The organism is Dyella sp. 333MFSha, from assembly GCF_900102405.1.
Lineage (GTDB): Bacteria > Pseudomonadota > Gammaproteobacteria > Xanthomonadales > Rhodanobacteraceae > Luteibacter > Luteibacter mycovicinus.
Genome location: NZ_FNBR01000002.1, coordinates 897,066 through 914,515 on the forward strand (window position 1 = coordinate 897,066; position 17,450 = coordinate 914,515).

A 17,450-nucleotide genomic window follows, 5' to 3' on the forward strand; every position below is an offset into this window, starting at 1 on the left:
TCTCCATCCGCTGGCTCACCCACGCCGCTCGATGACGATCTTGCGTTGCGCCATGCCGACGCCCGCCACCAGAACCGCCTTCTTGAACAGCGTATCGACGATGTAACGCCCGTCCTGCAGGCGGTAATTGACCATCACCTCTTCATCCTTCCGGAACAGGCTGCCGCTCTCGCGCACGACAAGGAGCGTGGGCGCCTCCCCTTGCGAGAACGTCGAAGGCATCTCGATGATCGTCTTCACGCCGTCGTTGTACACACGCGCCGGCTTGAACGGCGCATTGCCACTGATCCGGTAGCCGAAGTCCAGGTCGCCCAGGTATTCCTTCTTTTGCACGACCGTCGGCTTCACGGCCTGCGTGGCCGCGGCCTGACGCTTCATCGCCGCCCACTTGGCGTCCACCGAAGCCGGATAGGAGAACGCCACACGTGGCATGTATTCCGTGCGGTGCGAGCGCAGACGCAGGTGGTACGTGCGCCGGTCGGTCGTCACCATGAGCGATGTCTCCAGCCCGACGTCCAGCGGTTTGATCACGAGGTGCTGGACGGAGGTCGCGCCCGCGCCCGACAACGCAGGTTCGACCAGCCAGCGCACCGCGTCGCCGAGGTTCACCGAACTCACCTGCTCGCCCGGCTCGAGTTCGACGTCGCAGACCTGCATGACCGCGCAGACGATGCTCGGCTGCGACTGGCCGAACAGGAAGCGGACACTCCCGTCGGGTCCCGCCACCGGCTTGACGGACGCGGACGTGCTCGCGATCCACTTTCGGGAGATATCGAGCCCGGCCTTCTCCTGCGCGGTCAGCTTCGGGTTGTCCGCGGAAAAGAACTGGTTGGCGAGATCCGTCTCGGTGGTGGCCATGGCAAGGCTCGGTAGGAGCCACGCCAGCGCGGCGAGGGTAGCTGCTGTTTTCATGTCGTGCCCGTCAGAACTGCTTGGACCAGGAGTAGTCCGAGATATAAATACCCAGCGGATTGAGGCGCAGTTGCTCCTCGTTGATGTCGCTTGCGATCGGCCGCGTCTCGACGTTGAGCAGCGCACGCATGCGATACGGTTTGCCCTGTACCTCGCCCCTGCGTGAGCGCTGCGTTTCGATCCAGTCCACCTGCCAGGTCGTCGCGGTCTGGGGGATCGCGGAGACGATCTCGACGTTCACGGTCTGCTTTTCCGCTCGCTTGAACGGGTTGGTTTCCGGATTGCCGTTGAGCCACGCCGTCATTTTCCGCGTCGACGCGCTTCCGGCATTCATCAGCGCATACACCTTGAAAATGGCCCGGCGCTGCATCGCGATATCCGGCGTCACCGTGCGCGCGTTGACGATGAATTCGGCGACCGAGGCGCGAATCACGCGCTGATCGATCTTCGCGGCCTTGTCGGCCGGCGCCACGGACATCGCTTCGCCCAGCTTGTTCACTTCGATCACGTACGGCACGAACTTCGACTGGCTGCCGATATAGACCACCCCGCCGACGGCGGCGAGGACGATCAGCAGGCTGATCAGCGCCACCGCCTGCCACAGCGTGCGCGACGCGATCAGGCTGCCGACGTGGGAATTCCAGGTACGGCGCGCGTTGAGATACGGATGGGCAAGCCCCGTGGCCGTCGTGGGGCGGAGGCTGCCCGCTCTTTTTCCCTGTTTCATGAGATGACTCCGTAGTCCTCGAGACGCAGACCTTTGAGCTCCAGCCACGGGTGCACCCAGGCATCGCCGTGACGACTTTCCAGCGTGCGGATGGTCGCGATCGATTCGCGGTCGGTGTGGCCGATGAAGGCCAGCGCGAGCGGACCGAGCGCGAGGTCGTAGAGACGACGCCCCTTGTCCGACATGTAGTAGTAATGCCGCTTCTGTACGGCGGTCGCGAGAATCTCGATCTGCCGGGTGTTCAGACCCATGCGGCGGTAGAGTGCCGTCGCGTCATCGTCGCGGGCGAAGGGATTGGGCAGGAAGATTCTGGTCGCCGTCGATTCGACGATGACGTCGAGGATCCCGGAGTTCGCGGCGTCGGACAGGCTCTGCGTCGCCATGATCACGATGCAGTTGGACTTGCGCAGCACCTTGAGCCACTCGCGGATCTTGGCCCTGAATACCGGATGCCCAAGCATCAGCCATGCCTCGTCGAGAATGATCGCCGCCGGCTGCCCGGTCAGCGATGTCTCGATGCGCCGGAACAGATAAAGCAGCACCGGCAGCACGAACTTGTCGCCGAGGTTGAGCAGGTCCTCGATCTCGAACACCGCGAAATCGGACAGGCGGAGGCCGTCCTGGGCGGCATCGAGCAGGTGCCCCATGGCGCCGTCCGCCGTATATATCCTCAGGGCTTCACGAATGGCTTCGTCCTGAATCATCAGCACGAACTCCGACAGCGTGGTCGCACCCGAGCGGTGCATGGCGGTGAGCGCGTTGCCGATCTCGTTTCTCTGTGCCGGCGTGGTCTGAACGCCGTTCAAGGCCAGCATGCTGTCGATCCATTCCATGGCCCACGCCCGGTCCGACTTGGTCGTCAGGAACTGCAGCGGACAGAAGGCCAGCGTCTCGTCGTCACCACCCACATCGAAGTGCAGCCCGCGGCATGCCCTGACCAGGGGATACAGTGACAGGCCCTTGTCGAAGCAGTAGAGCGACATGCCGCGATAACGGCGCAGCTGTGCCGCGATAAGGCCGAGGTGAGTCGACTTACCGGAACCCGTCGGACCGAAGAGAAACGTATGGCCCAGATCGTTGACATGCAGATTGAGGCGAAACGGCGTCGCCCCCTGCGTCACGCATTGCATCAGCGGTGGCGACGAGGGTGGGTACATCGGGCACGGGGCTTCCGCCTGCCCCGTCCAGATCGTGGACGACGGCAACAGGTCGGCGAGGTTCAGCGTATTGATCTGCGGCCGGCGTACGTTCTCCACGCCGTGTCCCGGCATGCTGCCGAGCAAGGCATCCATCGTGTTGACGGTCTCGACCCGCGCCGCGAAACCGCGCGCATTGATCGCCTTCTCGACCTGGCGCACCGAGCGCTCCAGTCTGGACCGGTCGTCGTCGGACACGACGACCACGCTGGTGTAGTAGCCCTGCGCGACGAGCCCGCTGTTGATCTCCGCGATCGCCGCCTCGGCGTCGTGCATCATGGACAGCGCGTCGTAGTTCACGGAGCCGGTGCTGGTCTGAAAGATCTGGTCGAAGAAGCCACGCACCTTCTGCCGCCACTTCTTGCGGAACTTCTCCATTTCGCGAAGGGCTTCGTGCGGGTCCATGAATATGAAGCGGTTGGACCAGCGGTAGGCACTCGGCAGTTCGGCCAGCGACGCCAGGATCCCGGGATAGGACTCCAGCGGAAATCCCTCGATCGCCACCACCTGCACGAACCGCCGGCCGATACGCGGCGCCACACCCGCCCAGATTTCCTGACCGCCGACCAGCGCGTCCACGTAGACCGGATTGGCCGGCAGCGCGATCGGATGATCCAGACCCGTCACGCAGTACTGCAGCCAGCGCAGGAAGTCGTCATGGACTTCCTCGCGCCCTTCCTCGGTGGTATGCCGGTTGCCCTTGAGCCGATCCATGCGGAAGACGCCGGACAGTCGGCTCTCGAAGCTGCGGCACTCCCGCTGGAAATCGGCGATGAGGCTATAGGTACGCTCCGCCTTTCCCGCCACTTCGGTGTCGTCGTCGAACATCATCTCGACGAACTTCCGCTGGGCCACCTGCGGCGGGAACCAGGTCAGGGTCATCACCAGATAGCCCTCGTACGTCGTTCCCAGACTGCGGAACAGACGCCGCCGTTCTTCGTCGATGGCGGCGGATACCGGGTCCGGGAACGCCGAACGTCCGGCGTCCGCATAGTCCTGCGCGGGGCGCCGGACGGCGTCCACGTGCAACATCCAGCCGTTGCCCAGACGCGACAGTGCCTGGTTGACCCGCATGGAAACCGTTTCACGCTGCTCGTCGGTGCTGCTGGCCGCGTCGTCGCCCGTGAAGACCCACGCCGCCATCAGCGCACCGTTCTTGCACACGATGACGCCATCGTCGACCACGGCCGCGTAGTTCAGCAGGTCCGACACGGCCTGCCCGTGCGGGCGGTAATGATTGAGCCGGGGCTCCGCGTCCAGACGCCGGATGCGCAGCAACAACAGGGTGACGAGGATGGCGACCACGATCGCCATCCCCGCGATGATCCACACCATCATCGGTACTGCGCCTCCTCGGCCGGTCCGTTCGTACGGAACGGCGTCGAACGCGGGGGGTAGTACTCCCGATAGCGGCGTTGCCGCAGGTAGACCTTGCGCATCTTCGGGTCGGCTTTGGCCATCAGGCGGAAGGCGTACAAGGCCCCGAACCACAACAACGTACCGAAGACGCCCGCTTTCATCTCCTGCGCCGAAAAAATGAGTGCAGCGGCGGTAAGCCCGCTGAACATGACCAGTTCGCGGTCTCCTCCCAGCACCAGGTTGTCACGGTTTCCTGCGCGACGAATCGGGACGGTGCGGATCGCCATTACGCCACCGTTTTGCGGAGGTAAGTTCCCACGACTACGTCGACGTCTCTTTGGTACGGACCAACCCGCCCTACGCCCTGCGCTTTGGTTCCCCACTTGCCGCCCAGCATCGTGACGACCGACCCCGCCTGGACGATGACCGCCACTACCAGAATGATGAAAACCATCGTCCGGAGGAAGCCACTGATCTCGCCTCCGAATATAAGCATGGCTCCGCAACCGATGATGCCGACCAGAGAGATCACGAACGGCACCGGACCGGTCATCGAATCATAGAAGACCTCCATACCTTTCTCGTACGGAAGCACATCCGTTTCGCCAGCGGCAAAGCAAGGTATCGCGTAGAGACACATTGCGAGCGATATCGCGACGATTGCGTACAACTTGCCGCGCATAGGTGACCGGACTTGATTCGACATTGTTTCCTCCATATTCGAGTTAGAGATGACGCAGCACATAACGCCCATCCTCGTAGCCATCCACGGCAACGATTTCCTGGACGCGACGGCCGCTCGGGGTGCGCGTGATGTGAACGAGCAAATGGACCGATTCGCCGATCAGCGGCTCGATCGGGCGTGGTGCATCCCGATGCATGCTGATGAGCATCGCCAGCCGCGACAGCCCGGCTCGCGCATCGTTGGCGTGCAGCGTGGCGGCGCCGCCTTCGTGGCCGGTGTTCCACGCCATCAGCAGATCGAGCGCCTCCGGCCCACGCACCTCGCCGACCAGGATGCGATCCGGGCGCATGCGTAACGAGGTGCGAAGCAACTGGGTCATGCCGACTTCGTACGAGGTGCGGTACTGCACGAAGTTCTCGGCGGCGCACTGGATCTCGCCGGTGTCCTCGATGATGAAGACGCGCTCGCGCTTATCGAGCTCGACCATCTCGCGGATGATGGCGTTGATCAGCGTCGTCTTGCCCGAACCGGTGCCGCCGATGACGAGAATGTTCCGGTGCAGGCGGATGGCGTCGAGCAGCACCTCGCGGTGCGCCGCTGACATCGCGCCGTCGGCAACGTACTGCGCCAGACTGAAGATCGACACCGCCTTCTTACGCAGTGCGAAGGTCGGCGCCGCCACGATGGGCGGCAATTGCGCGGCGAAGCGCGAACCGTCCAGCGGGAATTCGGACTCCAGCACCGGCTGTGCGCGCGTGATCTCCTTACCGTAATACCCGGCCGTGGTCTTGATGATCGCCTCCGACTGACTGGGGCGCATCGTGCCGATACAACGCATGCCCTCACCGAGGCGCTCCTGCCACAGGCGGTGATCGGCGTTGAGCATGATTTCAATGGTCTTCGGGTCGGCGAACGCGCTGAGAAAGGAGTCGCCGAGATCCCGCATCAGTTTTTCGCGCGCCCGTTCGCGCAACACGGCGGAGTGACCGCCGGCATGTCCCTGTTCCATGGTGATGGTGTCGCTGGTGGCGTCGGGGCGACCTTCGTGGTCGCACCGCGACGCGGTTCTGTCACGGGCGCGTTCCCTGCCCGTACCTCAGTTCGTTTCGTCAGGACGCGTCATCGCGGCTTGCGATCTCTGCCTCCTCTTCGCAGGGCGATCTCACCGCACGATGCAGGCCGTGCAAGGGCAGGCTTTCGAGCGACGGTGGCAAGGCGATACGGCAGCTGCCGCCCGGCCAGCTGACGCGCAGGCGTGCTCCTGCCGGCGCACCGCGCGTGAAGATCTTGCTGCCCTGACCCACGACGCCCACCGTCTTTCCGCCTTCGTCGAAGACGGACGCACCGAAGGGCAATGGGTCGCCCCCGGGTTGGGTGGCGTGGATGAGCACCGCCTTCGCCTGCTCGGTCTCGTAGTCCAGCCGCGCGATCGCTCCCGCGCGTGGCGCCACCGCCTCACTCGTGCTGCGCAGATGAACGTCGTGCGACGCCCCGCGCGGGTCGATCGCGACGTGATTCAGCTGGTACGGCTGCAGCCCCCGGATCACCGCGTTGCCGTGGCGATCGAGACGCACGCCGGTGTGGCTCTCGATGCGCGCGCCCACGGCTCCCGGCGCGTGAACGATGGCATTGGTTTCGCCCAGTTCCTGGGTGAACGTGATGCCGTCGCGGTGGGCCAGCACGGCGCCCGTCGCGCCCAGCGCATACTGGCTCGAGCCAGCGCCGGAGCGACTGACGCCAGCGCGGTAGACACCGGCGTAGCCACGATAGGCAAGGTTGGCCGAACCGGTGTTGCGCGCGGCCCGCCGGGGCGTTTCGATACGGCTCGCCGCCAGCGCATAGGTCAGGTCGTCATCGCCGGCGACCCTGCCGTTGATGTTCGCCGTCAGCGCGCCATCGCCTGCGTTGCTCCGGTTGTACGACAGCCCGACGTTCGGTGCCGCCGCCGCACGACCCAGCGGCACGTTGAACGACACGTAGAGCATGGTGTCCGTGCCACCGCGCGGGCGGCCGCCGAAAACGCCGCCAAGCGCGCTGCCGACACGCGAGCGTTGCAATGACACGTTGTAGAAAGCCGAACGCAGTGAGCCCGCATAGCCCAGGGTGTAATCGAGCCCCCGAGACCGACTCCCCCAGTAGTGGACGACGGAGCCGGTGAGGGAGAGCCGCCCCGTTCCCACGGTCTGGCCGAGGTTGGCGTCGAAGCGGCTGCGCTCGCCGCCCACGGGGTCGCCCGTGATGCCACGTCGGAGACGCGAGCGCAGGCGGGCCGCGTCCGTCACGCCCAGATAGTCGCGGGTGGAGAATCGATACGCGGCGACACCGAAGCTCGTACCCGTCGCGGCCAGCGTGCGGCTGTAGCGCAGCCGTGTGCTCAGCCCGCGATGGACGCGGCCGGAGCGGGTCGCCGCGCGAGAGCCGGTCACATCCAGCGCCACGGCGCCGAAGGGAAGATTCATCGCCGCGCCGATCAGGCCGGCGGCGTAACTGTTCGACAACGTACCTCCCGCGTACAGCGTGCTGTTGACGGTCGCGCCGTACTGCATCGTCGCCTGGGCGATGAACGGTGTTTCCGGGACGGACGCCTCGTCCACCTGCCCCGCCCAGAAGGCAAAGCGCGATGTGCCCTCGCGCAGCATCTGGGGTACGGCCGTATAAGGCACCAGCGACGTCTTCGTGCGGCCATCCGCTTCGGTCACGGTGACTTCGAGGTCGCTGCCGTAGCCCGTGGGGTAGAGGTCGTCGATCTCGAACGGACCGGGTGCCACCGTACTGCTGTGGATGACGTAGCCGTTCTGGCGGACGGTGACCTGCGCATTGCCCTCGGCCACGCCGCGAATGACCGGCGCGTAGCCGCGCTGCGATGCGGGCAGCATGCGTTGATCGCTGGCGATGCCAAGCCCGCGGATACGCACGCTGTCGAGAATGTCACCCGCGGTATAGGTCTCGCCGACGGTGAGCTGGGCGCGCAGATCGGTGAGGTCGTGTTGCGCATGCACCAGCGTGTTGCGCCATTGGCGTCGGCCGGCGGATACCGCCAGGCCCCCGTTGTGCCGAATACGCCAGCCACCGAGATTGACGCCCGCATTCACGCCGACGTAGCTGGCCGTCGACTGGCGCCCCTGCGTGCGTATGCGATAGGTGTTGGCGTTGTAGTTGAGCATCGCGGCGTTTTCGCCGGCGTCCCAGAGTTCGGGCGCGACATAGCCACGCGGCCGTGAGGCGAGAAAGGCCTGCGGCAAGGTCACGCGCAGGATCTGTTCGGATTCGTCGAAGTCGACCGTCGCGCCCGGCACGATCGTGTCCAGCGTTCCGCAGGTCGCATCGTGTGCGGGTATGTCGCCGACACGGCGCGCTTCGAGTTTTTCCGTATCGAGCCCGAGACGCAGAAGCGTCGGCCGGTCGAAGCACGGCCTGGCGCTCTCGCTCCCCGCGATCTCACGGAAGACGATGTCGTAGGTGCCAGGCACCGGCTCGCCGTTGAGCAGGATGTGAGGCTGATAGACGCCGGGCAGCGTCACATTGCCCCGCTCGAAGCGGGACAGGTCGATCGCACCACCGGTGGAGTGGATGAAGTCGGGATTGAACGCGGCCTGCGGCGCACCCGGATCGAGGGCGGCCGCGTCCGCCGAGGCGCAACCGGCCAGCGCGAAGGCGACAGCAAGCGGCCGCCGGGGCAGCCGTGGGCGACGGACAGCGGTGATCATCGTGCGTCGATCGTCGTGCTGTGCGGCACGAAGCCGCCATAGTCGTTGATGCTCTGGTAACGCACGTCGACACGAGGCGCTTTCAGCGGCTTCGGCAGCGGCGGCGAAAGCGACGCGTGCGGGGCGATCGACAAGGGCTCGGCTTCGATGGTCTCGCCCTCGGAAACGAGGCGAAGCTCGTTGAGGCTGACGTGATAGTCACTGTGGTTGGTGACCGACAACACCCCGTCGCGCGACAAGCCCCACGACAGGTCTTCCGCGGCCGCGGCGGCCGAGCCCTTCAGGCCCTTGGGTCGATAAAACAGTTTGAGGCGGTAACGGAAAGCGAGCTGGATCGTATTGGCGTCGCCGGCGCTCTCGGCCTTGGGTGGCACTTCGAGGACGTTGAGCCAGAACTGCGATTCACGATCGCCCGGCACCGTCCCTTCGGTGAACGAGATACGGAGGGTTTGCGATTTGCCCGACTCGACGCGCGAGATCGGCGGAGTCAGGTTGAACGGAACGTCGACATGCTCGGGCGTGGAGCGCGCGTCACCATCGTCGATCCATGCCTGGGCAAGCACGGGCAGCGTACCCTTGTTGGTCAGTTTGACGGCGATCTCCCTCTCGCCAGCCTGATAGACATAGCGTGTCGCATTCATGACCACGCCCGCCCCGGCAGGCGCGGGGGCAAGCAGCAGCAGCGCGGCAAGCACACACGCTGGCAGGCCGGGATTCCATTTCATTGCGTGCATCCGGAGTCGTTCCTTCACGTAAACAGTGCGACCGCCGGCCAGGCCGGCGGTCGACTTCCTTCCTTAGTTCTCGAAGCGGACGGTGTAGGTCACCGAGCTGTTGGCGTCACCCGCCGTGATGTTTCCCGTGCGCTGGTACGAAGCCGAATAGGCCAGCAGGGCCTGGTTGCCGACGACGACTTCCTTGACGCTATCCTGCTTGTCGTTCCAGATGTCGATCGGCTGACCGTTCTTGTCGAACAGACGAATCTGCACACCCGAGGCGGCGCCGACGGTCTTCAGCGCGCCCGTGGCCGGATCCACCGTCGAGCCGGTGTCGTAGCTTGCCCACACCTTCGTCCCATCCGCGCAGGTGGTTTCGCCGGCTTTACCGATGTAGATGCGGTAGCCCGTGTTACCCGAGGTATCGCCGACGTTGGCGAAGTCGGCCGCGTTGACCGCACCGATGTTGACGGTGAAGTCCGGGCCATTGCCCGGCGCACCGCCGTCGACCGTGCAGGTGACGTTCGTGATGGAGCCGGTGAACGTGATGGTGCCCGTCGAGGCGAACGCCGACGGAGCGGCGAGACCCGCGATGAGCAGCGCGGAAGTGATTGCTTTGAGGTTCATCCAATTAACCCTTTTCAGATCTTGAGAAGCGGTCCCTGCGGGACCGCCGGCCTGGGGAGACACGGGGTCACCCCGCGCATCACGCAGCCGAGCTCGACTACGCGAGCGCTCTGAGAAGTCTGTCGGATATCTCCGACATGGCATATGGAATAAAACTCAAAAATCCGTTTTTTTTCGGATCTATCGTACGCCGGCGGTCGGGAATGGGCACGATTCTCATGACACGACATCTCACGACGTGCTAGGCGAACGACGCCATGTAGGAGCGCGCCCTGCGCGCGAAAAGCCAACGAAGCGCAGACGTGGTACACCTTCACCGCTCCGTTGGCTTTTCGCACGCAAGGCGCGCTCCTACCGGATGACGTTGTTTATTGACCGATCTTGCGCAACGGCTTGCCGCTCATCAGGTTGCGTTCGATCTCCTCGAGGGTGACGCCCTTGGTCTCCGGCACCAGGAAGAAGGTGACGAAAATGAAGAGCGCATTGAGCGCCGCGTACAGCCAGAAGGTCTGGGCGTTGCCGATACCGCTGAGCAGGCTCAGGAACGTGGCACCGACGATCATGTTGGTGACCCAGTTGGTGAACGTCGACGCGGCGATACCGAAGTCACGTCCCTTCAGGGGCTGGACTTCCGAACACAGCGTCCAGATCAGCGGGCCGGCGGACATCGCGAAGCCGACGATGAAGACCAGAAGCATGCCCACGGTGAAGAACTGCTCGCCGCGCGAGTTGATGCCCAGACCCATCATGGTTCCCACCACGCCCAGGCCCACGGCCATGATGGTGAAGCCGGCATACAGGATGGGCTTGCGGCCCAGCCGGTCGACGAAGGCGAAGGCGATCAGCGTAGCGAGGACATTGGTCAGACCGACCGCCGCGGTGAACCACATCTGCGCGTGCGTGTCGTAACCCATGTCCTTGAAGATGCGCGGCGCGTAGTACATCACCACGTTCATACCGGTGAACTGCTGGACCGCCTGCAGGAGCACGCCCAGGCCGACGGAGCGACGGAAATTGGCGTTCTCCTTGAACATGCTCCAGCCGTGCTGCTTCGTCTTGAGCTGCTCGTCGATCGCCGCGATTTCCTTTTTGACCACCGCCTCATCGCCGCGAAGTTTCGCGAGGACGATCTGCGCGTCCTCACGGCGACCGCGCATCAGCAACCAGCGCGGGCTGTCCGGCAGGAAGAACAGGCCGATGAGAAAGAGCACGCCAGGCGCGGCGATGATGCCGAGCATCCAGCGCCAGTTACCGCTGGCGCTGAAGGCCGTGTCGGAAAGGAAGGCCAGCAGGATGCCCGTGGTGATCATCAGCTGGTAGGTGGAGATCATCGCGCCGCGAATCTTTTCCGGCGCCACTTCCGCGAGATAGAGCGGCGCGGTGAAGGTGGCGACACCGATCGCGACGCCCAGGACCAGGCGAGCCACGATCAGGATCGCGGGCGACCATGCGACGGCGCAGAAGAGCGACCCGGCGATGAAAACGATGCCCGCGAAGATCAGCGAGCGCTTGCGCCCCAGGGATGCCGACATCCAGCCGGCACCCAGCGCGCCGATCGCCGCGCCAGCCATCATGGAGCTGACGATCCACTCGATCATGTGATCGCTGACCTTGAACTCCGCCTGGATGAACTGCGTGGCGCCGGAGATCACGCCGATGTCGAGGCCGAACATGAGGCCGGCGAGCGCCGCGAGGATACAGGTCGTGACGATCGCCGCCTTGGGATGCGCGGCGGCCACCTCTTGCTGAATGGGGGCGTCCATGGGGTCGTTCCTTCAGGTATGTGAAACCTGAATTGGATGCCTCGACATGTGTTCGACCTGTATGCGTCGCGTCGCCTCCGGGTGAGACGTTATGCCGCGCTTCAGACCCATCCGCCGTCCACGATGAAGTTCTGTCCGGTACACATGCGGCTGTCGTCGGCCGCAAGAAAAAGGGCCGCCCGGGCTAGATCCTCGGGCATCAGGTGGCCCGGCAGACATTGCACGCGGCGAATCTCCTCCTCCCCCTCTTCGTCGAGCCACATCTCGCGCTGCTTGTCCGTGATGACCCAGCCGGGCACCAGACAGTTGATCCGAATACGGTCGCGACCAAGTTCCCGGGCCATGCCATAGACAAAACCTTCGATGGCCGCCTTGGCGGTCGCGTACATGGGGTAGCCGGCGTTCTTCTTCATCCAGCCGGTCGACCCGAGGCAGATCACCGAGCCACCGCCCAGACTACGCATATCCGGCAAGATCGCCTGCGTGGCGAAGTACTGGTGGCGCAGGTTCGTGGCCATGCTGCGGTCGAATTCCTCGGGTGTGGTGTCCGCGATGTCATGGCGCACGTCGTTTGCCGCGTTGTTGACCAGCACGCCGACCGGACCGAGGTCCGCGCGGACCGTGGCGATCGCTCGGCGGAGCGCCTCGACGTCCGACAGGTCGCAACGCAGGAAACGGGGCCGGTGGCGCGCACCGCCGAGTCGCTCCGCGAGCGCTTCGCCAGCATCGGCCGCCACGTCGAGGAAGGCGGTTTTCGCACCCTGGGTCGCAAAGTGCTCGACGAACGAGGCACCGATGCCGCTGGCACCTCCGGTAATGACGACGGTACGATCGACGAGGCTGGGATACGTAGCGAACGAGGTCATGCGCTGGCTCCATGGGCGAAAATCGATCCGCCGCTATACCAGAGTTCACGCCGATGTCGTGTATGTCTTTGCTCACGCAACAAAACGCCACTCAAACGCGGTGTTTTCGCCAAGCGAGTCGGGGCATCGCCTGTGGTAGTTTCAAACAGTTGAATGAACTACGTACGTGGCTGCCTTGAACGACCGCATTCCTCCCGATTCGCCCGATGATCCCACCGTCACGACGCGCGACGCCGCGGAGCTGCTTGGCATTTCCGTGAGCACCGCTCAGAAGTGGATCGAAGGGGGCGCACTGACCTCGTGGAAGACCCCCGGCGGTCATCGGCGCATGCGGCGCAGCGCCGTGCTGGCCCTGCTCGAAGAGCGCATGGCGCCTCCGGGAGAGTCACCGTCGACCCTGCCGGAAGAGCTCCGCCCGGCGCGTCATCCCGATTATCCGGTCCCCGCGGACGAGGCACGACGTCTGCGCTCGGTCGCGCGCAGCGGGTTGCTCGACACCGCGCAGGATCCGGTCTTCGACCGCATCACCTGGCTGGCCTGCCAGATGACCGGTGCGCCCACGGCCGCGATTGCCCTGCTTACCTCGCGGCGCCAGTGGTTCAAGTCCCGGCAGGGTCTCGCCCCGGAAGAGACGCCCCGCGGCTGGGCGATCTGTAGTCATGCGATCCTGGGCGAGGACATCCTGGTGATCGAGGACGCCCGTAGCGACGAGCGTTTCCAGCGCAACCCGCTGGTCACGGGCGATCCGCATATCCGCTTTTACGCCGGTCATCCGCTGCACGGGCCGGATGGCCAGGTGCTGGGCACCCTGTGTGTCTTCGGCGACGTACCCCGTGGCCTCAGCGAGCTCGAAGCCAACGGCCTTCGTGCACTGGCCGCCATCGCGGAAGATGAAATCCGCCTGCACATGATCGAGCACGGCAGGCGCTGGCATCAGCCCCCGGGCGACACCCAGGGGTCGTAACCGCCGACGTACGAGAGATGACCTTCGGCGGCGTGGGCTGACCAGGCCGCGCCTTGGTTCACGCCAGTTCGGCCACCGCGCGACGGACGTTGTCGATACCGCCCGCCTGCTGGGTCGTCGCCACCGCCACATCGGAGACGCGCTCGAGCAAGGTCCCGACGTTGCTGAGGATGTCGCGCATCGCCGCACCGGCCTCCCCGCTGCGCTCGCTGCCTTCGCGGACGCGCTCGAGCGTCCCGTCGATGAGCGCACGAATGTCGCGGGCCGACTCGGCGCTCTGCTGGGAAAGCATGCGTACTTCGTTGGCCACGACCGCGAAGCCACGGCCGTGGACCCCTGAGCGCGCCGCTTCGATGGATGCGTTGAGCGCCAGAATGTTGGTCTGGAAGGCGATGGAATCGATCATCGCGACGATGTCGGAGATGTCACGTGCGCCACTCTGAATCGCGGACATGGTGGAGATCACGGCGTCGACCATCGCTCCCCCGTCGAGCGCCGAGCGGCTGGCCGCATTGGCCAGGGTATTGGTGACCCGGGCTTGCTCCGCGATCGCCGGCACGGTGTCGGCAAGTTCGGAGAGCGACGCGTGCAGGGTGCGCGCGGCACGCGTCTGCGCCGTGACGTCGGTGGCGTACTTGACCACCTTGAACGGGCGGCCCGCCATGTCGAAGATCGGGTTGTAGCTGCCCTGGATCCACACTTCGCGACCGCGCCGGTCGACCCGGCGATATAACCCCGAGTCGTACTCGCCGCGCCCCAGCTTCTGCCAGAAAGCGCAGTACTCGCGACCTTCTCGGTCGGCCTCGTCGACGAACATGCGGTGGTGCCTGCCGATGACGTCGGCACGCTCGTAGCCCATGGTGGCGAGGAAATTATCGTTCGCCTCGAGGATGATGCCGTCCAGGGAGAAGCTGATCACCGCCTGCGCCTTGTCGATGGCTGCCAGCCGGCCTTCCATGTCGGCGGCACGCAGGCGTTGCTCGGTGACATCGGTGGCGAACTTGACGACTTTTACCGGTCGGCCGAAGGCGTTGAGTACCGGGTTGTAGCTCGCCTGGATCCAGACCTCCCGACCGTCCTTGCCGCGACGTCGGTAAAGGCCCATGTCGGGCTCGCCGCCGCCGAGGCGCTTCCAGAACGCGGCGTATTCCGGTGAGGCGGCGTCTTCCGGGTCCACGAAGATGCGGTGGTGGCGACCCACGATCTCCGTGGCCTGGGCGTACCCCATGGCGTCCAGAAAGTTGCGGTTCGCCTTGAGAATGGTGCCATCCAGGGCGAACTCGATAACCGCCTGAGTCCGGTCGAGCGCCTCCAGCTTGGCATGCGCGCACGCATCCGTTTTCACGAACATCCGGCGAACGCCGGAAAACATTCCGATGGCCATGATGACGGTTCTCCCCTGTTGAGCTTCAGACCGTCGTTATCGACGATCCGGGGGGTGCCCTGAACGCCCGCTGCCGGAAACGCGCAGCGATTCGCCGAGGCCGCCTATTCCACGGCGCCGATGCCCAGCTCGCGGGCGTCCGTACGACCCCGGTCGTCGACCACGCGGACAAGGAATCGCCCGGTGCGATCGGGGGCCCACATCAGACTCTGGCCGCTCGGGACGCTGCCCAGGTAGGCGTCGTCGACGAACCAGTACAGCATGCGCGACGCGCCGTCCGCCGTCGCGGTGAACGCCACGCGCTCCGTACCCAGGCGGGAGACCCGGATCTGGTAGGTGCTGCCCTTCAGGGGCGAGGTGATTCTGGGCGGATCGCCAACCAGCTGGCCGCCGCCCTGGCAGTCCGGCAGCGCGGGCGGTGTCCGCCGCGCCAGACCCGCCTGGGCGAAGACGCGAGCCAGATCCGACGGCCAGTACTCATACACCTCGGTGTGCGTGCTTTGCGGGTCGTACGGCGGACACGCCGGCTGTCCCGTCGCCGTGTCGATGACCACCGGACGGTGCACGGTACTCACGCGGATCGGCGACTTGCCGGGAATGAACCAGGTGCTGCCCACCTGTGGGCACCAGGCGTTGGGCAGGTCGCCGCTGGCCAGGCAGATCGGCACGCGGCGCAGGTTCGGCGGGTTGCGTCGGACGGGTTCGGCGAGGCGTGGCCGTTCCGCGCGCAGGGCATCGGCGATGCGGAAGAACAGCGGTGCCGCGGCGTCCACACCGACGAAGGCCGGATTGCCCGCCCCGTCGAAATTGCCGATCCAGACGACCAGCACGTAGGGCCCGAAGCTGCCCGCGGTCCATGCGTCGCGGAAGCTCCACGACGTACCGGTCTTCCAGTAGATGGGCAGACGCGAGGGTTGCGCGGCGACCGCGTCGTCAGGACGCGGGTTCTGTCGCAGCATGTCCATGACCATGAAGCTGGCCTCTTCGCTCAGCACACGTGAGCCTTGCGTACGTGGCTGGGTGGCGAGCGTACGCAGTGGCCGCAGTTCGCCGCGGTTGGCCAGCATGGCGTAGAGACCGCCCAGTTCCTGCATGGTGACTTCACCGCCACCGAGGACCAGAGCGAGGCCGTAACGTTTCTCGCTGGCCATGCGCGAGATGCCGGCATCGTGCAGAAACTGATAGAGGTTGGGGCTGGCCAGCTTCGCGGCGATCTGCACGGCGGGAATGTTGCGGCTTCGGATCAGCGCCTGGGTGGCGGTCACCGGGCCCAGAAAGCGACCGTCGAAGTTCTCCGGTGTATAGGGGCCGAACGCGGACGGCACGTCGCGTAGCACCGTTTCCGGATGCAGCAGGCCCTGATCGAAACCCAGTGCATAGATGAAAGGCTTCAGGGTGGATCCGGGCGAGCGTTTTGCCTGCGTGCCGTTGACCTGGCCCTGGATGGACGAATCGAAATAGTCGGCGGAGCCGACCATCGCCTTGATCCCCATGTCGCGCGTGTCGATCAGGATCGCCGCGGCATTTTTTATACCGCGATCGCCACCGTGCTCGACGTACTGGCGAACCTGACGCTCGAGGCTGTGCTGAAGGCCGAGATCCAGCGTGGTGACCACGCGCATGTCGTCGCCACCATCGAGGCGGCGATCGGCGAGTACCTGCTCGACAAAGTGCGGTGCTTCAAACGGCAGCCGGGACAGCGGGCGAAGGCTCAGCGGCAGGGCGAAGAGCGGTCGCGCGGAGACGTCCTTCGGATATTTCGCCACCCAACGCGCGAACAGGCGGTCGCGCGACTGCTTCAGCGCCCTGTCGATCACCGTGGCCCCGCCGACCGTGCCGGGCACACCGCGCGACGGTTCCTGCGGAATGACCGCGAGGGTCAACGCTTCGGGCAAGGTGAGTCGTGCGGGTGGCTTGCCGAAGTACGCGAGACTGGCCGCGCCGACGCCTTCTACGTTGCGGCCGTAAGGCGCGGCATTGAGGTATGCCTCGAGAATGTCGTGTTTGGAGTACTGCAGTTCCAGCTGCGTCGCCCGCGCGGCCTGCACCAGTTTGCCGCCGGGGCTGCGCGTATCCAGATGCCAGATCAGCCGCGCCAGCTGCATGGTGATGGTGGAACCACCCTGGGGGCTGCCGTGACGTACGTAAGTGACCCATGCGCCGCGTGCGAGGCCCCAGGCGCTGACGCCCGGATGCCAGCGGAACCAGCGGTCTTCGTGCAGCAGGACGCCGTCGACGAGTTGCGGCGAGATGTCCTGCAAGGGAACCCAGAGCCGGTAACGGTCGTCGCTGGCGAGGGTGAGCCGGAGCAGCCGGCCGTCGGCGTCGTAGACGGCGGTCGACGAGGGGAGCCAGGCGCGCAGGGGCTCGTGGGGCCAGAGGCGACACGCCACGGGGACGATCGCGATGAGCAGCAACGCCACGAGGGCGTTGTGCCATGGGATCCGGGCGAGGCGCTTGAGAGGGTTCATCAGGACGTGGGAACGACGGGAGGGTGACGGGGCCCGTTATCGCCAGCAGGGCTGGCGACCCGGTCTACCCGTT

General features: G+C 65.3%; 14 protein-coding genes. 1 reads left to right on the forward strand and 13 read right to left on the reverse strand.

Going from position 1 to position 17,450, the window contains the following annotated elements; genetic code table 11:
* Window positions 1-15: 15 nt before the first annotated feature.
* The 11 genes from trbG to BLT40_RS11425 all read right to left on the reverse strand — a co-directional run bounded on the left by trbG (window position 16) and on the right by BLT40_RS11425 (window position 12,558).
* Window positions 16-912, reverse strand: coding sequence for a P-type conjugative transfer protein TrbG (gene trbG, locus BLT40_RS11375; protein WP_090353155.1), 897 nt, complete (start codon window positions 910-912; stop codon window positions 16-18).
* Window positions 913-922: 10 nt separating this feature from the next.
* Entirely contained in the window at window positions 923-1,639 is a 717-nt protein-coding gene (locus tag BLT40_RS11380; RefSeq protein ID WP_079521258.1) for a VirB8/TrbF family protein, read from the reverse strand.
* Window positions 1,636-4,173 (reverse strand): VirB4 family type IV secretion/conjugal transfer ATPase, encoded by a 2,538-nt coding sequence (locus BLT40_RS11385; RefSeq protein ID WP_090353158.1) that lies wholly within the window; start codon window positions 4,171-4,173, stop codon window positions 1,636-1,638. Before BLT40_RS11385 ends, BLT40_RS11380 begins: the two co-directional genes overlap by 4 nt.
* The gene (locus tag BLT40_RS11390; protein ID WP_043696555.1) at window positions 4,170-4,481 is read right to left on the reverse strand and encodes a conjugal transfer protein TrbD; all 312 of its coding nucleotides are present in this window, start codon (window positions 4,479-4,481) and stop codon (window positions 4,170-4,172) included. The genes BLT40_RS11385 and BLT40_RS11390 overlap by 4 nt, the downstream gene beginning before the upstream one ends.
* Window positions 4,481-4,900 (reverse strand): TrbC/VirB2 family type IV secretion system protein, encoded by a 420-nt coding sequence (locus BLT40_RS11395; protein ID WP_176809151.1) that lies wholly within the window; start codon window positions 4,898-4,900, stop codon window positions 4,481-4,483. The genes BLT40_RS11390 and BLT40_RS11395 overlap by 1 nt, the downstream gene beginning before the upstream one ends.
* 19 nt (window positions 4,901-4,919) lie before the next feature.
* Window positions 4,920-5,888 carry a P-type conjugative transfer ATPase TrbB gene (trbB, locus tag BLT40_RS11400; RefSeq protein ID WP_043696558.1) on the reverse strand — a complete coding sequence of 323 codons (969 nt, stop codon included), beginning with the start codon at window positions 5,886-5,888 and terminating at the stop codon, window positions 4,920-4,922.
* A 100-nt stretch (window positions 5,889-5,988) separates the two neighbouring features.
* Window positions 5,989-8,586, reverse strand: a complete 2,598-nt coding sequence (locus BLT40_RS11405) for a fimbria/pilus outer membrane usher protein (protein ID WP_090353164.1) — start codon at window positions 8,584-8,586, stop codon at window positions 5,989-5,991.
* A complete protein-coding gene (locus BLT40_RS11410) occupies window positions 8,583-9,311 on the reverse strand; it encodes a fimbrial biogenesis chaperone (RefSeq protein ID WP_079521254.1) in 729 nt (242 codons plus the stop codon). Before BLT40_RS11410 ends, BLT40_RS11405 begins: the two co-directional genes overlap by 4 nt.
* Before the next feature lie 72 nt (window positions 9,312-9,383).
* Complete coding sequence (locus BLT40_RS11415; RefSeq protein ID WP_176809152.1) at window positions 9,384-9,929, reverse strand: fimbrial protein; 546 nt, start codon at window positions 9,927-9,929, stop codon at window positions 9,384-9,386.
* 368 nt (window positions 9,930-10,297) lie between these two features.
* The gene (locus tag BLT40_RS11420; RefSeq protein ID WP_090353172.1) at window positions 10,298-11,692 is read right to left on the reverse strand and encodes a sugar porter family MFS transporter; all 1,395 of its coding nucleotides are present in this window, start codon (window positions 11,690-11,692) and stop codon (window positions 10,298-10,300) included.
* Between the two features lie 101 nt (window positions 11,693-11,793).
* Window positions 11,794-12,558 carry an SDR family NAD(P)-dependent oxidoreductase gene (locus tag BLT40_RS11425; protein ID WP_090353174.1) on the reverse strand — a complete coding sequence of 255 codons (765 nt, stop codon included), beginning with the start codon at window positions 12,556-12,558 and terminating at the stop codon, window positions 11,794-11,796.
* Between the two features lie 166 nt (window positions 12,559-12,724).
* On the opposite strand from BLT40_RS11425, the gene BLT40_RS11430 reads away from it, so the two are divergent.
* Window positions 12,725-13,522, forward strand: a complete 798-nt coding sequence (locus tag BLT40_RS11430; RefSeq protein WP_217699752.1) for a GAF domain-containing protein — start codon at window positions 12,725-12,727, stop codon at window positions 13,520-13,522.
* Window positions 13,523-13,580: 58 nt separating this feature from the next.
* On the opposite strand, the gene BLT40_RS11435 is transcribed toward BLT40_RS11430, so the two are convergent.
* Window positions 13,581-14,906 (reverse strand): methyl-accepting chemotaxis protein, encoded by a 1,326-nt coding sequence (locus tag BLT40_RS11435; protein ID WP_218124549.1) that lies wholly within the window; start codon window positions 14,904-14,906, stop codon window positions 13,581-13,583.
* Window positions 14,907-15,010: 104 nt separating this feature from the next.
* Entirely contained in the window at window positions 15,011-17,377 is a 2,367-nt protein-coding gene (gene pbpC, locus BLT40_RS11440; protein ID WP_090353177.1) for a penicillin-binding protein 1C, read from the reverse strand.
* Window positions 17,378-17,450 lie beyond the last annotated feature (73 nt).

Bases quoted from the DNA above. Each gene is read 5' to 3' on its own strand.
- BLT40_RS11415 (WP_176809152.1), bottom strand. From the start codon at position 9,929: ATGAACCTCAAAGCAATCACTTCCGCGCTGCTCATCGCGGGTCTCGCC.
- BLT40_RS11380 (WP_079521258.1), bottom strand. From the start codon at position 1,639: ATGAAACAGGGAAAAAGAGCGGGCAGCCTCCGCCCCACGACGGCCACG.
- BLT40_RS11420 (WP_090353172.1), bottom strand. From the start codon at position 11,692: ATGGACGCCCCCATTCAGCAAGAGGTGGCCGCCGCGCATCCCAAGGCG.
- BLT40_RS11405 (WP_090353164.1), bottom strand. From the start codon at position 8,586: ATGATCACCGCTGTCCGTCGCCCACGGCTGCCCCGGCGGCCGCTTGCT.
- BLT40_RS11390 (WP_043696555.1), bottom strand. From the start codon at position 4,481: ATGGCGATCCGCACCGTCCCGATTCGTCGCGCAGGAAACCGTGACAAC.
- BLT40_RS11435 (WP_218124549.1), bottom strand. From the start codon at position 14,906: ATGGCCATCGGAATGTTTTCCGGCGTTCGCCGGATGTTCGTGAAAACG.
- BLT40_RS11410 (WP_079521254.1), bottom strand. From the start codon at position 9,311: ATGAAATGGAATCCCGGCCTGCCAGCGTGTGTGCTTGCCGCGCTGCTG.
- trbB (WP_043696558.1), bottom strand. From the start codon at position 5,888: ATGGAACAGGGACATGCCGGCGGTCACTCCGCCGTGTTGCGCGAACGG.
- BLT40_RS11395 (WP_176809151.1), bottom strand. From the start codon at position 4,900: ATGTCGAATCAAGTCCGGTCACCTATGCGCGGCAAGTTGTACGCAATC.
- BLT40_RS11385 (WP_090353158.1), bottom strand. From the start codon at position 4,173: ATGATGGTGTGGATCATCGCGGGGATGGCGATCGTGGTCGCCATCCTC.
- trbG (WP_090353155.1), bottom strand. From the start codon at position 912: ATGAAAACAGCAGCTACCCTCGCCGCGCTGGCGTGGCTCCTACCGAGC.
- BLT40_RS11425 (WP_090353174.1), bottom strand. From the start codon at position 12,558: ATGACCTCGTTCGCTACGTATCCCAGCCTCGTCGATCGTACCGTCGTC.
- pbpC (WP_090353177.1), bottom strand. From the start codon at position 17,377: ATGAACCCTCTCAAGCGCCTCGCCCGGATCCCATGGCACAACGCCCTC.